This is a genomic window from Ruegeria sp. BHSC223 (assembly GCF_059613025.1).
This window is the reverse complement of sequence record NZ_JBXWRR010000008.1, coordinates 69,399-84,400: the sequence shown is the minus strand read 5'-3', so window position 1 is coordinate 84,400 and position 15,002 is coordinate 69,399. Positions and strand designations below refer to the sequence as shown.

General features: G+C 66.3%; 12 protein-coding genes. 6 read left to right on the top strand and 6 right to left on the bottom strand.

The window, feature by feature from the left end:
• Positions 1–11: 11 nt before the first annotated feature.
• The 6 genes from AC2FNY_RS13745 to AC2FNY_RS13720 are packed head-to-tail and all read right to left on the bottom strand — an operon-like array spanning position 12 to position 7,181.
• Entirely contained in the window at positions 12–1,400 is a 1,389-nt protein-coding gene (locus tag AC2FNY_RS13745; protein ID WP_496802812.1) for an FAD-dependent oxidoreductase, read from the bottom strand.
• Positions 1,384–2,247 carry an isocitrate lyase/PEP mutase family protein gene (locus tag AC2FNY_RS13740; RefSeq protein ID WP_496802811.1) on the bottom strand — a complete coding sequence of 288 codons (864 nt, stop codon included), beginning with the start codon at positions 2,245–2,247 and terminating at the stop codon, positions 1,384–1,386. Before AC2FNY_RS13740 ends, AC2FNY_RS13745 begins: the two co-directional genes overlap by 17 nt.
• Positions 2,244–2,864: a cysteine hydrolase family protein gene (locus AC2FNY_RS13735; RefSeq protein ID WP_496802810.1), complete on the bottom strand. Its 621-nt coding sequence runs from the start codon at positions 2,862–2,864 to the stop codon at positions 2,244–2,246. Before AC2FNY_RS13735 ends, AC2FNY_RS13740 begins: the two co-directional genes overlap by 4 nt.
• Entirely contained in the window at positions 2,861–4,927 is a 2,067-nt protein-coding gene (locus AC2FNY_RS13730; protein ID WP_496802809.1) for a hydantoinase/oxoprolinase family protein, read from the bottom strand. Before AC2FNY_RS13730 ends, AC2FNY_RS13735 begins: the two co-directional genes overlap by 4 nt.
• On the bottom strand, positions 4,924–6,618 hold the full coding sequence (locus AC2FNY_RS13725; protein ID WP_496802808.1) for a hydantoinase B/oxoprolinase family protein: 1,695 nt from the start codon (positions 6,616–6,618) through the stop codon (positions 4,924–4,926). Before AC2FNY_RS13725 ends, AC2FNY_RS13730 begins: the two co-directional genes overlap by 4 nt.
• Positions 6,615–7,181: a tautomerase family protein gene (locus AC2FNY_RS13720; protein WP_496802807.1), complete on the bottom strand. Its 567-nt coding sequence runs from the start codon at positions 7,179–7,181 to the stop codon at positions 6,615–6,617. Before AC2FNY_RS13720 ends, AC2FNY_RS13725 begins: the two co-directional genes overlap by 4 nt.
• A 92-nt stretch (positions 7,182–7,273) precedes the next feature.
• Between AC2FNY_RS13720 and AC2FNY_RS13715 the strand changes: the two genes are divergently transcribed.
• The 6 genes from AC2FNY_RS13715 (at position 7,274) to AC2FNY_RS13690 (ending at position 14,976) form a co-directional block, all read left to right on the top strand.
• Complete coding sequence (locus tag AC2FNY_RS13715) at positions 7,274–8,092, top strand: GntR family transcriptional regulator (protein WP_496802806.1); 819 nt, start codon at positions 7,274–7,276, stop codon at positions 8,090–8,092.
• Positions 8,089–9,495 carry a 3-isopropylmalate dehydratase large subunit gene (gene leuC, locus AC2FNY_RS13710; protein WP_496802805.1) on the top strand — a complete coding sequence of 469 codons (1,407 nt, stop codon included), beginning with the start codon at positions 8,089–8,091 and terminating at the stop codon, positions 9,493–9,495. The genes AC2FNY_RS13715 and leuC overlap by 4 nt, the downstream gene beginning before the upstream one ends.
• On the top strand, positions 9,495–10,106 hold the full coding sequence (leuD, locus tag AC2FNY_RS13705; RefSeq protein ID WP_234137951.1) for a 3-isopropylmalate dehydratase small subunit: 612 nt from the start codon (positions 9,495–9,497) through the stop codon (positions 10,104–10,106). The genes leuC and leuD overlap by 1 nt, the downstream gene beginning before the upstream one ends.
• A gap of 544 nt (positions 10,107–10,650) precedes the next feature.
• Complete coding sequence (locus tag AC2FNY_RS13700) at positions 10,651–11,358, top strand: ABC transporter ATP-binding protein (protein ID WP_234137952.1); 708 nt, start codon at positions 10,651–10,653, stop codon at positions 11,356–11,358.
• Positions 11,359–11,365: 7 nt separating this feature from the next.
• Positions 11,366–13,729: an ABC transporter permease gene (locus AC2FNY_RS13695; RefSeq protein ID WP_496802804.1), complete on the top strand. Its 2,364-nt coding sequence runs from the start codon at positions 11,366–11,368 to the stop codon at positions 13,727–13,729.
• A gap of 5 nt (positions 13,730–13,734) precedes the next feature.
• The gene (locus AC2FNY_RS13690; protein ID WP_496802803.1) at positions 13,735–14,976 is read left to right on the top strand and encodes an efflux RND transporter periplasmic adaptor subunit; all 1,242 of its coding nucleotides are present in this window, start codon (positions 13,735–13,737) and stop codon (positions 14,974–14,976) included.
• Positions 14,977–15,002: the final 26 nt, after the last annotated feature.

The window sequence follows — 15,002 nt, the reverse complement described above, 5'->3', positions numbered from 1 at the left end:
TACGGGCAGGTTCAAGACAGAGGCCCACTATACGATCCCGCGATTCGGCCGAGAACGACCGCGCTCAGTAAGCCGTTGCCGGAGAGATATCCGCTGTCGCCGCTGCCCGAGACGCCACAGGCCGCGCCGCCTCCGGCATAAAGACCCGGCACTGGCGTCCCATCGGGGCACAGCACGCGCGCGCGAGTATCGGTCCTCAACCCGCCCTGGGTGTGAAACAGCGCCCCCGTCACCCGTACGCCGCAAAAGGGCGGGGCAAGCGGTGGGAGCTGGAACAGTCGCCCGAACCCATCGGTTCCGTCGCGGGGCAGGTCGCGCAGGGTTTGCGCCAACGCGTCGGGCGGCAGGCCGAGCAATCGGGCAAGCGCCTCGGGCGTATCGGCCTGCCGGATCGCACCTGCGGCTTCGGCGCGGCGAAAATCCTCGAACTGGCGCGCGATACCCGCGATACGCGCGTCGAAGATTGCAAAAGCCTCGCCTCCGGGTTGCTCCATCACCGCGCGGGCGGCTTCGGAATAGCCTTGGCATTCATCCCAGAACCGCTCCCCGTCGCGGTTCACCTGCACCCCGCCCGAGGTGATCACCGCCCAGGTGATCAAGATCCCATGCGGATGGGCGACATTGCCATGCCCCTGATAGGCCCCGAGATGACGCAGATCGGCCCCCAGCGCCGCGCCCCAAAGCACCGCCTCGCCACGGTTGCCATCATGTCCGAACCAGAGCGCCTCGCGGATCTCTGGCATGTGGTCGGTGACCAGTTGCCGATTGCCACCAAACCCATTGCAGGCCAGGATCAGCCGGTCGCAGGCGATGGTTTCGCCGCTGCCGTCGGGGCCAAAGACTGTGACACCGCGCACACGGCCGTTTTCCATATGCAGGATATGCGCCCGCCGGGAACAGATGATGTCGATCCCCTGCGCCTCGCAGGCGTGGCGCAGCGCGTCGATCAGTTCTTCGCCCGAGCGGCCGGGCAGGCCGTGCATCCGGCGGCGGCTGTGTCCGGGATAGTCGAAATCGGTGACAACGGAGAAGGGCAGACCATGGCGCTGAGCCAGCCAGTCGATGACCGGCCCGGCCCCTGCGGCCAGGGTATCGACCAGATCAGGGTCGTTCTCCCCCTTGGCCTTGGCCTGGATGTCCTGCGCGAAGAGCGCGGCGCTGTCCTGGATCCCCGCCGCGCGCTGCATGGTGGTGCAGGGCGCAGGGATCAGCCCGGCCGAGAGCGCGGTCGAGCCGCGCGGCAGGGCGTCGGCCTCGACCACCAGAACCTCTTGCCCCGCTTCGCGTGCCGCAAGCGCGGCCACCAGCCCGCACGCCCCGGCGCCGATGATCAGCGTCTGGCAAGCGATGTCGAAGCGCGCGGGCGGCGGCGCGATATGCGGGTCACTGTCCGGGGTCATAGCGTTTGCCGCGGTCCAGCATCTCGCTGGTTCCAATCACCTCGTTCAGGCCGGCAAAATCATACATCCGGTCCCGGAACGGCGCGGTGGTGCCATGCGCGCGCAGGCTGCTGTAATAGTCGCGCGCGGTATGGGCGAGCGCCCGCACGATGCCACCGGGAAAGATCACGAGGCGGAAGCCCAGCGCCTGCAACGCTTCGGCCGAGCGTATCGGCGTCGCGCCCCCCTCGACCATGTTCGCCAAGAGCGGCACACGCGCCGCGAACCTGTCCGCGATACCGGTGAGTTCTGCCTCGGTCTGCGGCGCCTCGACGAACAACACGTCAGCTCCGGCGGCCAGATAGGTCTCGGCCCGCTCCAGCGCCGCGTCGAAGCCTTCGACCGCGATCGCATCGGTGCGGGCGATGATCAGCGTCCGGTCCGAGCGGCGGGCATCGGCCATGGCGGCGATCTTGCCCGCCATCTCGGCGGCCGGGATCAGCGCCTTGTCCTTCAGGTGGCCGCAGCGCTTGGGATAGGTCTGATCCTCGACCTGCAAGGCTGCCGCGCCTGCCCGTTCATAGAGCCGCATGGTGCGCTGGGCGTTCAGCGCGTTGCCGAAGCCGGTATCGGCGTCGATGATCACCGGCAGTCGGGTGCGGTCGGCGATAAGCGTCATCGTCTCGGCCATTTCCGTGACCGAGGTCAGCCCGATGTCGGGCCGCCCAAGCCGGGTATAGGCCACCGCCGCGCCGCTGAGATACAGCGCCTCGAACCCCGCCTGTTCCGCGATCAGCGCGGTCAGCCCATCGTAAATGCCGGGCGCCAACACGATGCCATCCCCGGCCAGCCTTGCCTTGAGCGTCATGCCGCGCCCTCCAGCCAGCCCAGTGCCTTGGCACAGGTCATCTGATGCGTGACGGTGCCCAGCGACAGCAGGGTGGCGTCATGCACCTCGTCCCGGAAGGCCGCACAGCCGTCGGTCAGCATCACGGTGTCGATGTCGCGCAGATGCGCGTCGCGCAGGGTCGATGCGACGCCGCCATTGGTGACGATGCCGCCGACGATCAGTTGGCGGATATTCATCGCGCGCAGGATGTATTCCAGCCGGGTTTGGTAAAAGGCGGAATAGGCCACTTTCTCGACGGTGAAGTCTGCGGGTTGCAGCGTATCGACCAGCTGATGCCCGAAACTGCCGGGCGCGAAATCGCCCAGAGTGAGGAAGGGGCGCAGCGCCTTGAGATGCGGCGAGATCAACGGCTCGCCCCCCGGACCGGGCACCAGCGTGAACTGGGCCGAGATGTAAAGCCCGCCCTTGGCCCGCAGCGCCGCGACCAGCGGCGCGATGCGGGCGGGCAGGGCGGCGATGGCCGCCGCCCCCTGTCCGGCCCGGCCATAGGCGCCCTCGGGATGCAGAAAGTCGTTTTGCAGGTCGATGGTCAGCAGCGCGGTCTGCGCCAGGGTCCAGCCTCTGGGATCGCTCATGCGCCTGCCTCCGGTCCGGTTTCAAGTATGACATTGCCCAGCGGGTCGACCCGGCCCACAAGCCCCGGTTCGATCAGCACCGTGGTGTCGGGCTGTTCCAGGATCGCTGGCCCGGTGATCACGGTGCCGACCGGCAATGTCAGGCGGTCGTAGATCGCGGTTTCATACCAGTCCGTGCCAAAATGAACCTTGCGGGTGGATTTCGGACGGGCCGGGTCGGTCACCGTGGGGGCCAGCGTGGCCAGGTCGAACTTGGGCCGCTTGCCGGTCACGGCACTGCGCAGGTTCAGGATGCGCCGCACCCCGCCGGGCAGAAGCCGCCCAAAAGTGTCGCGATAGACATTGTCGAAGGCGGCGGCGATCTGGGCCTGCGTCGGCGAATGCACCTTGCCCGCGCTCACCTGCGCGGGGATCGGCACCGAAACGGTATGGGTCTGGCCGATATAGGCCATGTCGAGCGCGAATGTCGCGTCGCGCGCCTCGAACCGGGTGCCGGCGGCCTTCAGCATCGCCATGCCTCGATCATGATGGTCCTGCATCACCGCGCCAAGCATCTCGGTGTCCAAACCGTCCAGCATCGCGTTGAGGGTCTGGACGAAATCCTGCCGCATGTCGGCGATGACGCAGCCCAAGGCCGAGGTCACGCCCGGATAGCGCGGCACGATGGCGCGCGCGATCCCGACCTCGGCCAGCATCGCGCCCGCATGCAGCGCGCCGCCGCCACCAAAGGGCATGAAGGCGAATTTCTTGGGGTCGAAACCGCGCTCGATGCTGACCAGCCGCAAGGCGCCCGCCATGCGCGAGTTGGCCACCCGCAGGATCGCCTCGGCGGCCGCCAGCGTGTCGAGGCCCAGCGGCTGGCCGACATGGATGTCGATGGCCCGCGTCGCCGCCTCGACATCCAGCCGCGCAAGCTTGCCGCCGATGGGGTTCTCGGGGTCGATGCGGCCCAGCACCACATTGGCATCGGTGACGGTGGGGCGATCATTGCCCAGCCCATAGGCCACCGGTCCCGGCTCCGAGCCCGCGCTTTCCGGGCCGATGTTCAACAGGCCTCCCTTGTCCACCCAGGCGATCGAGCCGCCGCCCGCGCCGATGGTGGTGATCTCGATCATCGGGGTCCGCACCACCATGCCAAAGTCAATCGAGGTCTGCGGCGCCAGCATCGAGCGCCCTTCGGCGATCAGCGAGACATCGAAACTGGTGCCCCCCATGTCGCCGGTGATCACGTTGTCGAACCCGGCCGAGCGGGCGATATAGCCCGCCGCGATCACCCCTGCCGCAGGACCCGACAGGGCGGTGCGGATCGGAAAGCGGCAGGCGGTGTCCACATCCATCACACCGCCATTTGACTGCACGATCATGAACTCGCCGCCGAACCCGCCCTTGTCCAGCGCCGCCCCCAGCCGCCCCAGATAGCCCGAGACCTCGGGTTGCAGATAGGCGTTGAGCGCGGTGGTTGAGAACCGCTCGTATTCGCGGATCTCGGGCAGGATTTCCGAGGAGGCGGAGACATGTTCGTTGGGCCAGATCTCGCGCAGGGCAGCCACGGCGGCGGCCTCGTTGGCGGGGTTGGCATAGGCGTTGGCAAAGAGGATAGCGACAGCGATACAGCCCTGATCCTGCAATTGCCGGGCTGTGCGGCGCACCGCATCCAGGTCAACGGGTGTGGGGATGGTGCCATCGGCCAGCGTCCGTTCCGGCACTTCCAGCCGGTCGCGCCGGTCCACGACCGGCTCGAAATCGCCGCGCAACCCCCAGGTGCGGGGCCGGTCGCGGCGGCGCATCTCCAGCACGTCGCGCAAGCCTTGGGTGCAGATCACGCCCGTCCGCGCGCCCTTGCGCTCCAAGAGCGCATTGGTGCCCGCCGTGGTGCCATGCACCACCACGCCGACGCTGCCGATATCGGCGACCGCCTCGGTGATCCCTTGCAGGAAGCCCGTGGACTGGTCGGGGCGCGAGGTCGGCACCTTGCCGACACGGGCGGTGCCGTCGCTTTCATCGAGGACAAAGATATCCGTGAAAGTGCCGCCGACATCGACACCGATCATCTTGCCGCTCATCGCATGCCCTCACGCCAGGTTGGACCGTAAAGGCGGTCGGCCTCGGCCTCGCTCAGATAATCGCGCGCCACGTCCAGCGCCACGGCGGTGGGGTCACGTTCGGCGGGCGGGCCATAGCCGCCGCCGCCGGGGGTTTCCAGCCGCACCGCCTCGCCCTGTTTCAGGCGGATGCCACGCATCTTGGATACCAGCGGCGGGTGCGGCCACTCCGCCCCCTGCTGGTAGGTGAACACGTTCAGCGCGCCTTCCTGCCCGCCCGCCACGCCCTTGGGCGCAAAGCGCCCGCGCTCGCCGAACAGGAAGCCTTCGGCGCCGTTCTCCTCCAGCACCTCGATTTCATAGACCGCGCCCAGCCCGCCGCGATGCCGGCCCGCGCCCGCGCTGTCGCGCCTCAGCGCCCATTGCCGGAACATCACCGGATAGGCGGCCTCGAGGATCTCGAGCGGCGGGATGGTTGCCGTGGATATCGGCGCATTGCCGTGGTTCAACCCGTCGCCCTCGGGTGATCCGCCATGGCCGCCGCCGTAAAAGCTGAACATCACCCAGGGCTTGCCATTGCTGCGCCGCCCGGCAATGGAAAGCGCGTTGATCGTGCCATAGGCATTGGCCACCACCCGGTCCGGCACCGCTTGCGCAAAAGCGCAGAATACCACGTCGATCATCCGCAGGATGGTTTCGGTATAGCCGCCGGTGGGCGCGGGAAACTCCGCCGACAGGATCGAGCCCTCGGGAACCGTGACCTCGATGGGCCGCATCACACCCGCGTTAGCGGGCAGCAGCGGGAATATATGTTTGATGGCTACATAAACGGTGGCGATGGTGGTGGGCAGCGCGATATTCACCGGCCCGGCACATTTCGGAGCAGAGCCGGTGAAATCCAGATGCATCCGGTCGCCCCTGATCTCCAGCGCCACCCGGATCGGCAGCGGCTTGTCGGCAATGCCGTCGTTGTCGAGAAAATCCTCGGCCTCCCAGCGCCCGTCGGGAATAGCCTCCAGTTCCGAGCGCATCAGCCGTTCCGCCCGCAGTCCCAAAGCGTCAAGCGCCGCATCGACCGTGTCCGCCCCGTATTCGTCCAGGAGCTCGTCCATCCGACGCACGCCGAGGTCGAGCGCGCCCAACTGGCCGTTCAGATCGCCCTGCGCCGATTGCGGCAGGCGGGTGTTGCGCAACAGGATGTCGATGATGTCCTGGTTGACCACACCCGCGCGCGCCAGCCGCACGGGTGGCAGCACAAACGCCTCTTGAAACACTTCGGTCGCGGCCGGGTTGTAATTGCCCGGCACGGCGCCGCCCACATCATGCCAATGACCGACCGAGGCCAGCCAGCAGAACAGGTTCCCTTCCCGGAAATAGGGCCGCACAAGGCGCATGTCGCTCAGATGCGTGCCGCCGATATGGGCGTCGTTGAAGATGAAGATATCGCCATCGGCCAGGTCGCCATCTGCGGCGACCTTTTCGATCACCGCCTTTACGGCAAAGGACATGACACCCACAAAGATCGGCAGGCCCGATTTGCCCTGTACCAGCGTGTCACCCGTTTCGGCGTGATAGAGGCCGTGGCTGGCATCATGCGCTTCGGCGATGATCGGGTTGAAGGCGGCGCGAAAAAGGGTGGCGTCCATCTCGTCGGCAATCTGTTCCATGCGCCCGGCCAGAACCGAGAGCGTGATCGGGTCAATCTCGCTCATGTCCGCCCCCGCATTTCGCCCATGTCGTTCCACACGTCCTGCCGGGTGATCTTTCCTCCGATCAACTCGAACCGGTCGATGAAGCGGATGCCGGAAAAGGCGGCGCCATCCAGCCATTCGCCCGACAGCGTGCCACGGCAGTAGACGACGGATGTATCTCCCGCGCCGGGCATGGCGTCGAACCCCTCATAGGTCTTGGTCACAAAGCTGTAGCGGGGACGCGCCCAGTCGATCAGATCGGACAGATCGGTCATCGGGCCGGTACCGGGGAAAAACATGGTGAACCCGTCGCCCTGCATCGCGCGGGCGGCGTCCAGATCGCGCGCCTCCATCGCGGCCAGATAGGCATGCACGACTTCGGCCGGGTCGGGCAAGGCGGGTGCAGGGGTCTTTGTGCTGCGGCCCCTGAAATAAGCATCGGGCGCCATTTCGTGGATCATCACCACGACGCCTTCGGGCGCGGCAGGCACGACGAACCGCACCGCATCCGTCAGCGCATGGCCCAGGCGGCGCTTGTCCTCTTCGCCATACCCTTCGATCAGGTGCAGTTCGACCACCGGCATCGCATCCCTCCACGGATGAAAGCTGTATCATTGATAATACATTTAACCGGTATATAGTCAGAGGCAATTCTTTCCTTTCGAACGGGTCGAAAATGACAGAGCCGGGGATGCAGACGGGGGGCGGGATTCGGTTACCCGCAGGCGCGAAATCGCGTCGCGTCTACCTGTCCTTGCTGGAACAGATCTCGGCCGGGCGGCTGGAGCCGAGCCGGAAACTGCCGGGCGAGGAGCAACTGGCCGAGGATTACGGCGTCTCTCGTGTCACCGTGCGCCGGGCGCTGGATGCATTGGCGGAAAACGGTTTTCTGTCGCGGCGTGCGGGCAGCGGCACCCGGGTGCGGCCGCGCCCCTCTGCGCCACAGCCGGTGACGATGGATTTCTCGACCCTGCTGCCGCAGCTGGTGGAAATCGGGCGCAGCACCGAGGTGCGCCTGTTGTCCAGCCGCATGGACGCCGCCCCCGAGCATGTGGCGCGCGCATTGGGCCTGGCGCCGGGCGAAGCGGTGCAGATCGCACAGCGGACGCGCAGTATCGGTGGAACGGCCTATTCGCATCTGACCACCTATGTGCCGTCGCGCATCGCGGTGGGTATCTCTGACGACGATCTGTCACGCGAGCCGCTGCATGTGCTGCTGGAACGCAATGGCGTGCAGATCGCCGATGCGCGGCAGTCGGTGTCGGCCACCCTAGCAGGCCCCGAAGTGGCCTCGGCACTTGGCCTGCCCGAAGGCGCGGCCCTGCTGTCGCTGGACCGGGTCGTGCGTGATGCCACGGGGCGGGGGGTCGAGTTTCTGACCGGCCTCTACCGCCCCGACATGTTCCGCCTCGACATGAGCCTGGCGCGGGTCGAAAATGGCGAGGGCCGCCATTGGGAACCGGCCATCACCCCACTGAAGGAAACACCCCGATGAACGCGCCGCTGACCCTGTTGGACCGGCTCTGGTCGATACACGAGGTGCATCGCGGCGAGGATGGCGCATCGCTGCTTTGGGTCGACCGGCACCTGGTGCATGAGGGATCGCACCACGCCTTTGCGCGGCTGGCCGAGCGGGGCCTGCCGGTGGCCGAACCCGGCCTGACATTCGCGTTGGTGGATCACTATGCGCCGACCCGCAGGGCGGGCCCGATTGCCGACCCGGCGATTGCCCGCATGATCGAGACCCTGCGCGGCAATGCCGCCCGGCATGGGCTGCGCCTGTTTGACCTTGATGACCCCGATCAGGGCATCGTGCATGTGGTCGGGCCCGAGCAGGGGCTGACGCTGCCCGGCCTGCTGATCACCTGCGGCGATAGCCATACCTCGACCCACGGCGCATTCGGTGCGCTCGCCTTCGGCATCGGCGCGACCGAGGTGGCGCATGTGCTGGCAACCCAGACCATCTGGCAACGCAAGCCGCAGGCGATGCGGATCACCGTTGACGGCGCTTTGCCCGCGGGTGTGTCGGCCAAGGATATCGCACTGAACTGGATCGCGCGGCTCGGCGCTGACGGGGCACAGGGCCATGCGGTGGAATATGCTGGCAGCGCCATCCGTAGCCTGTCGATGGAGGGTCGGATGACCCTGTGCAACCTGACCATCGAAGGCGGCGGGCGCATGGGCATGGTGGCCCCGGACGAGGTGAGTTTTGCCTATCTGCGCAACAGGTCGCAGGCGCCCAGGGGCGGGGACTGGCACAAGGCGCTGGACAACTGGCAGGCCTTGGCCAGCGATGCCGATGCAATGTTCGACCGCGACGTCGCCCTGTTGGCCGAGGAGATCGCGCCCATCGTAACCTGGGGCACCAGCCCCGAACAGGCCCTGCCCATTGATGCGTCCGTTCCCATCCCCGACACATTGCCGCCAGCCAAGGTGCAGGCCGCCCGCGCCGCGCTCGACTACATGGGGCTGGTGCCGGGTCGCTCGTTGGCGGGCACGCCGGTCGATCAGGTGTTCATCGGCTCCTGCACCAATGGCCGGATCGAGGATCTGCGTGCCGCCGCCGCGGTTCTGGCCGGGCGCAGGGCGCGCGTGCCCGGGCTGGTCTCGCCCGGTTCAGCCCGGGTCAAGGCGCAGGCCGAAGAGGAGGGGTTGGACCGTGTGTTCACCGAGGCGGGGCTGGACTGGGTCGCGTCGGGTTGTTCCATGTGCGTGGGCATGAACGGTGATCTGGTCGCCGCGGGCAAGCGATGCGCCTCTTCCACCAACCGCAACTTTCGCGGCCGTCAGGGCAAGGGCGCACGCACGCATCTGATGTCACCGGCCATGGTGGCGGCGGCGGCGGTCACCGGCACGCTGTGCGATGTCCGCCCCATGTTGCGGGGGAGACCAGTCTGATGGCGGGGTGGAGCGAACAGCGTGGCAAGGCGATACTTTTGCCAATGGCCAATATCGACACCGATCAGCTGATCCCGGCGCGGTTCATGTCGACACCGCGCGCCGAGGGCTATGGCCGGTTCCTGCTGCACGATGTGCGGCGCACTTCCGAGGGCGAGATGGACCCGGAGTTTCCGCTCAATGCCCATCCGGACGCCTGCATTCTGGTGACAGGCCGAAACTTCGGCAGCGGGTCCTCGCGTGAGGCGGCGGTTTATGCGCTTGTGGATGCCGGGATACGCGTCGTTGTGGCGCCCAGTTTCGGCGATATCTTCGCGGGAAATGCGGTCAATAACGGCCTGCTTCCGGCCCGCGTGAGTGAGGCGGATGCGAAGTTGTTGACCAAGACCCTGTCCTCGGGCGTGGGGACCGGTGTCGCCGATCTGGCCTCGCGTTTGCTGCTTATCCGGGGGGTGTCGGTTCCGTTCCAGCTGGATGATGTCTGGCGAACCAAGCTGCTGAACGGATGGGACGATATCGACCTTACCCGCCACCACAGCGCCGAAATAGCGGCATATCGCGGACGCATCCTTTCGGAACCGGGCCGCTTCCCCGCTGGCGACGCGCCCTGACACCGGCTGCAGGACCTCTGAAAGGGACAAGACCAGAGCCGCAGCATCGACCAATGGAGCGGGGTTCGATACTACTGGAGCGACGACCGTCGTTCGGTGGCAGCTGCGTTTCCACGTCGAACCCTGCGTCCGACAAGATCGTCGGCGCGATTTCTCTGTTGCTGTACCAGAGGTCTCGCCCTCAGAAAACCTACCACGAGAAGGCTGTTTCGCGGCAAAAGCGCCAGAACATGGATGCCAGGAACGAGCCTATTTCTGTCACCCGCCGCAAAGCCGGGACGCGCAAAGTCATAATGCCGGACGCGGTCCTGGCGGTCGTTGTCCGACCGAAAAGCTTGGGCAAAGGTCATCAAAGTGAGCGCCTCGGGACCACCGGGAAGCGCTTGTGCCGGTATTCAGCCCGCTGCATGCGGTGTATCGACGCCATCCGTACCGAACCTGCCCGCAAAACTTGCTGAAACACGTTATGCGACTTTAGATTGTTGCTGGGCACGGGAGTGTTGCTAGTCGGGGGATGGCCCGGGAAATGCCGAAAGGTGCGGTCTTGACCGAGAACACGTTTACCATTCGAAATCTCAAGAAGATTTACGGCCACGGAGATACCGCCGTGCATGCCCTGCGTGGTGTCGATCTGGATATTCCGGTGGGCGAGTTCGTGGTTCTGCTGGGGGCGTCGGGCAGCGGAAAGTCGACACTCCTCAACATCATTGGCGGGCTCGACCGCGCCAGCGAAGGTACAGTATTGTTTCGGGATCGTGAGCTGACCACAATGTCGGACAGCGAGCTGACGCGATATCGGCGTGACCACGTGGGCTTTGTCTTTCAGTTCTACAACCTGATGCCAAGCTTGACTGCTCGCGAGAATGTCGAACTGGTGACCGAGATCGCCCGCAAACCGATGGACGCCGATACCGCGCTGGCGCTGGTGGGGTTGGCCGAGCGGGCCGATCATTTCCCGGCCCAGCTCTCGGGTGGAGAACAGCAGCGGGTGGCGATTGCCCGCGCGGTGGCCAAACAGCCCGAGGTGCTGTTCTGCGATGAACCCACCGGCGCGCTGGACAGCACCACGGGCCGCGCGGTGCTGAAGGTTCTGAAAGAGGTGAACGAGCGGCTGGGTGCCACGGTTCTGGTGGTCACCCATGCGGCCTCGCAGGCGGCCATGGCCGACCGGGTGATCCGGTTCGGCGACGGGCAGGTGATCGAGGTCAAGGTGAACGAGACCAAGCTGACCCCGGAGCAGATCGAATGGTAGGGGGGCGATGTCACCGCTAAGCATCAAACTCGGCCGCGATCTGTGGCGGATCAAGGGGCAGGCCGTCGCCATCGCCCTGGTGGTGGCGGTAGGGGTGCTGCTACAAGTGATGCAAACAGGTCTGGTGCGCAGTCTCGACGAGACCCGGCGGGCCTATTACGAGCGATACCGGCTGGCGGAGGTATTCGCCCCGGTCACCCGCGCGCCCGTCCATGCGGCGGTCGATCTGCGCAAGATCGACGGTGTTGCCGCGGTCGAGACCCGGGTCGCAGGTGCAGCGATGGTCGATTTGCCCGGTGCGGCGGTGCCGGTGCGGGCACAGGTCGCCTCGCTGCCCGCGCAGGGCGCGCCCCGGCTGAACGATGTGCTGCTGACCGACGGGCGCGCCCTGTCGGGCGAGCGTCCCGATGAAATCCTGCTGTTGCAAAGCTTTGCCCGCGCGCATGGGCTGAAACCGGGTGACCGGATCAGCGCCACCATGAACGGGGCGCGGCACGACTTTACCGTCTCGGGCCTCGCCGTCTCTCCCGAGTTCATCTATACTACTGCGCCCGGTGAACTGGTGCCCGATGACCGCCGCTTTGCCCTGCTGTGGATGACCCGAACCGCGCTGGAGGCGGCGTTCGACATGGATGGCGCCTTTAACGAGGCGCTGCTGTCGCTGTCGCGCGGGACCGAGCCCGACGCGGTGATGGCCGAGGTGGACCGGCTGCTTGATCGCTATGGCGGCACCGGCGCCTATCATCTGGACGATCTACCCTCGAACAAATTCGTGGTCGAGGAGATTTCGGGCATCAAGCGAACCTCGAAAACGGTTCCGCCGGTGTTCATGGCGGTGGCGGCCTTTCTTCTCTACATCGTGATCTCGCGCCTGGTGGATGCCGAGCGCAAGGAGATCGGGCTGATGAAGGCCTTTGGCTATACCAGTTGGGAGGTGGGGGTACATTACCTCAAGATGGTGCTGGTGATCGCGGTTGGGGGCGCGGTTCTGGGCAGCGTATTGGGCGTCCTGGCGGGGCGCTGGTCGGTCAATGTCTACATGTTGTATTACAAGTTTCCCTTTCTGGTATTCCGGCTCGACCCGCCCAGCTTTGCTATCGGGTTCGGCGTCAGTGTGCTGGCGGCCTCGGCGGGTGGGCTCTTGGTGCTGCGGCGGGTCTTTGCCCTGACGCCGGCGGTGGCGATGCGCGCCGCCGCGCCCGCCGACTACAGCCGCGCCCGCCCGCTGGGTGGCTGGTTGGGCCGGGTGCTGGATCAGCCCACGCGCATGGTGTTGCGCCGATTGACGCGCCAGCCGCTGCGCATGGGGGGTGCGATCGCCGGAGTGGGCGCGGCAACCGCGCTGGGGGCGGCGATGGCCTCGTTGTTGGCCGCCTATGACGCCATGGTCGAGACGAGCTTTGGCGTCATAGACCGCAGCGATGTCACCGTGACCTTCACCCATCCCATCGCCGAGCAGAGCCGGTATGACCTTGCTTCCATTCCTGGCGTCATCGAGGTCGAGCCGATCCGGATTGTCAGCGCGGTGTTGCGTAACGGGCGCCACAGTTATCGCGGCGCGGTCAACGGCATGGCCGAGGCGCCGCGCCTGTACCGCGCGGTCGATGCGGATATGACCGATATCCCGATCCGCAGAGACGGCATCATCCTGTCCACGGGTCTGGCGCGCGAGCTGGAGATCGAAGCGGGCGACCGGCTGATCCTGGATGTACGAGAGGGGCGTCGACCCATTGTTGAGGTCCCCGTCAGCGGTGTCTCGGAAAGCCTGATCGGCTCACCCGCTTATATGGAGATCGGCGCGCTGAACCGGCTGCTGAAAGAGCCGCTGCGTATCTCGGGCGCCTTCCTGCGGGTGGACCCGGCACAAGGCGACAGTGTCTACCGTAACCTCAAGGACCGGCCCATGGTGGCGGGGGTGGCGCTGAAATCCGAAAGCCGCGCCGCCTTGCGCAAGATGATGGACCAGGGCGCTGGCGCCATGCGCTATGTCATGGCGGTGATCGCCGGGGTGATCACATTTGGTGTCATCTACAACGCGGCCCGGGTGGCCCAGGCCGAGCGCGAGCGCGATCTGGCGGGGTTGCGGGTGCTTGGCTTTACTCGGGGCGAGGTCGCCTTTGTCCTGCTGGGAGAGCTGGCAGCGGTGGTGGTGCTGGCGATGCCTCTGGGTGCTTTGGGGGGCTATTGGCTGAACCTTGCGATTTCGGCGGGGTTCAGCACCGATCTTTATCAGATACCGGCCAGTTTCGGGCTGACCGGTTTTGGCCAGGCGATGATCGTGGTGCTGATCGCGGCGCTGCTGTCGGGTTGGCTGGTGAAACGTGATATCGACAGGACCGACCTGATCCTGGCGCTGAAAAACAGAGAGTGACGAGAGTGGCCCGGCAACGAAGACGATCCCGCAGCGTTCTGACCCTCGCAACCGCGCTTGGTGTGGCCGGGTTTCTGGCCTTCGCCTTCTGGCCGCGCCCGATGCTGGTGGATATGGCCGAGGTCCGGCAGGGCCGCATGGTGCTCACCATCGACGAGGAGGGGCGCACGCGGGTCAAGGAACCCTATGTGGTCTCTTCTCCAGTGGCCGGCGAGTTGCAGCGTGTCACGGTGGAACCGGGCGAGGTGGTCGAGCGTGGCAAGACCGTGGTGGCGCAGATGCGGCCCGCCAACCCCTCGGCGCTGGATGTGCGCACCCGCGAACAGGCCCATGCCGCCGTCACCGCCGCCGAGGCGGCGCTGCGCCTGGCCCATGCCGATCTGAACGCGGCCGAGGCCAAGAAGGACTTTGCCGAGAGTGAGTTGGAACGCGCCCGCAAGCTGGTCGAGCGTGGGGTAACCAGTCAGGTCACGTTGCAACGGGCCGAGCAGGAGGCACGGGTGGCACGGGCCAATCTGGACACGGTGGGCGCGGCCATCGCCATGCGCGAGGCAGAACTGGCCAATGCGCGCGCGCAGTTGATCGGATTTGACGACGCGGCGTTGGGGGCCGCGCTCTCCGAGCGCAACCCCGACGGCCACAGTATTCCGCTGCGCGCGCCCATCGACGGCACCATCCTGAAGGTGATCCAGAAGAGCGAGACGACCCTGCCGGCCGGTGCCCCGATCCTGGAAATCGGCGATATCGAGGGCGATCTGGAAGTGATGGCCGAACTGCTCTCCTCGGACGCGGTGCAGGTGCAAACCGGGGACCGGGTGATCATCACCAATTGGGGCGGCGCGCGCGATCTGTCCGGTATCGTCAGCCGGATCGACCCCTATGGCTATACCAAGCATTCCGCCCTCGGGGTCGAGGAACAGCGGGTACAGGTCATCATCCAGTTCGAGACGCCCAGCGACGAGCGCGAGAACCTGGGCCATGGCTATCGTGTTGAGGTGCGGATTGTTGTCTGGGAGCGCGCGGATGCGCTGATCGTGCCCTCGGCGGCGATCTTCCGCCATGGCGACGCTTGGGCAGTCTTTGCGGTCGAAGAGGGGCGCGCGGTGCTGCGCGAGATCGAGGCCGGGCGCAACAACGGGCGCGAGGCCGAAGTCCTGTCTGGGTTAAAGTCCGGCGCGCGGGTGGTACTGTTCCCCTCGGCGGAACTGGTCGAGGGCGCGAAACTGGCACAGCGCCAACTGGATTGAGCGGCGCGCGGGACGGCCCCGCGCGC

What these genes read in the sequence shown, in the direction of transcription:
- AC2FNY_RS13745 (WP_496802812.1), bottom strand. Translation starts at nt 1,400, where the DNA reads ATGACCCCGGACAGTGACCCGCATATCGCGCCGCCGCCCGCGCGCTTC.
- AC2FNY_RS13715 (WP_496802806.1), top strand. Translation starts at nt 7,274, where the DNA reads ATGACAGAGCCGGGGATGCAGACGGGGGGCGGGATTCGGTTACCCGCA.
- AC2FNY_RS13695 (WP_496802804.1), top strand. Translation starts at nt 11,366, where the DNA reads ATGTCACCGCTAAGCATCAAACTCGGCCGCGATCTGTGGCGGATCAAG.
- AC2FNY_RS13720 (WP_496802807.1), bottom strand. Translation starts at nt 7,181, where the DNA reads ATGCCGGTGGTCGAACTGCACCTGATCGAAGGGTATGGCGAAGAGGAC.
- AC2FNY_RS13740 (WP_496802811.1), bottom strand. Translation starts at nt 2,247, where the DNA reads ATGACGCTCAAGGCAAGGCTGGCCGGGGATGGCATCGTGTTGGCGCCC.
- AC2FNY_RS13735 (WP_496802810.1), bottom strand. Translation starts at nt 2,864, where the DNA reads ATGAGCGATCCCAGAGGCTGGACCCTGGCGCAGACCGCGCTGCTGACC.
- AC2FNY_RS13725 (WP_496802808.1), bottom strand. Translation starts at nt 6,618, where the DNA reads ATGAGCGAGATTGACCCGATCACGCTCTCGGTTCTGGCCGGGCGCATG.
- leuD (WP_234137951.1), top strand. Translation starts at nt 9,495, where the DNA reads ATGGCGGGGTGGAGCGAACAGCGTGGCAAGGCGATACTTTTGCCAATG.
- AC2FNY_RS13730 (WP_496802809.1), bottom strand. Translation starts at nt 4,927, where the DNA reads ATGAGCGGCAAGATGATCGGTGTCGATGTCGGCGGCACTTTCACGGAT.
- leuC (WP_496802805.1), top strand. Translation starts at nt 8,089, where the DNA reads ATGAACGCGCCGCTGACCCTGTTGGACCGGCTCTGGTCGATACACGAG.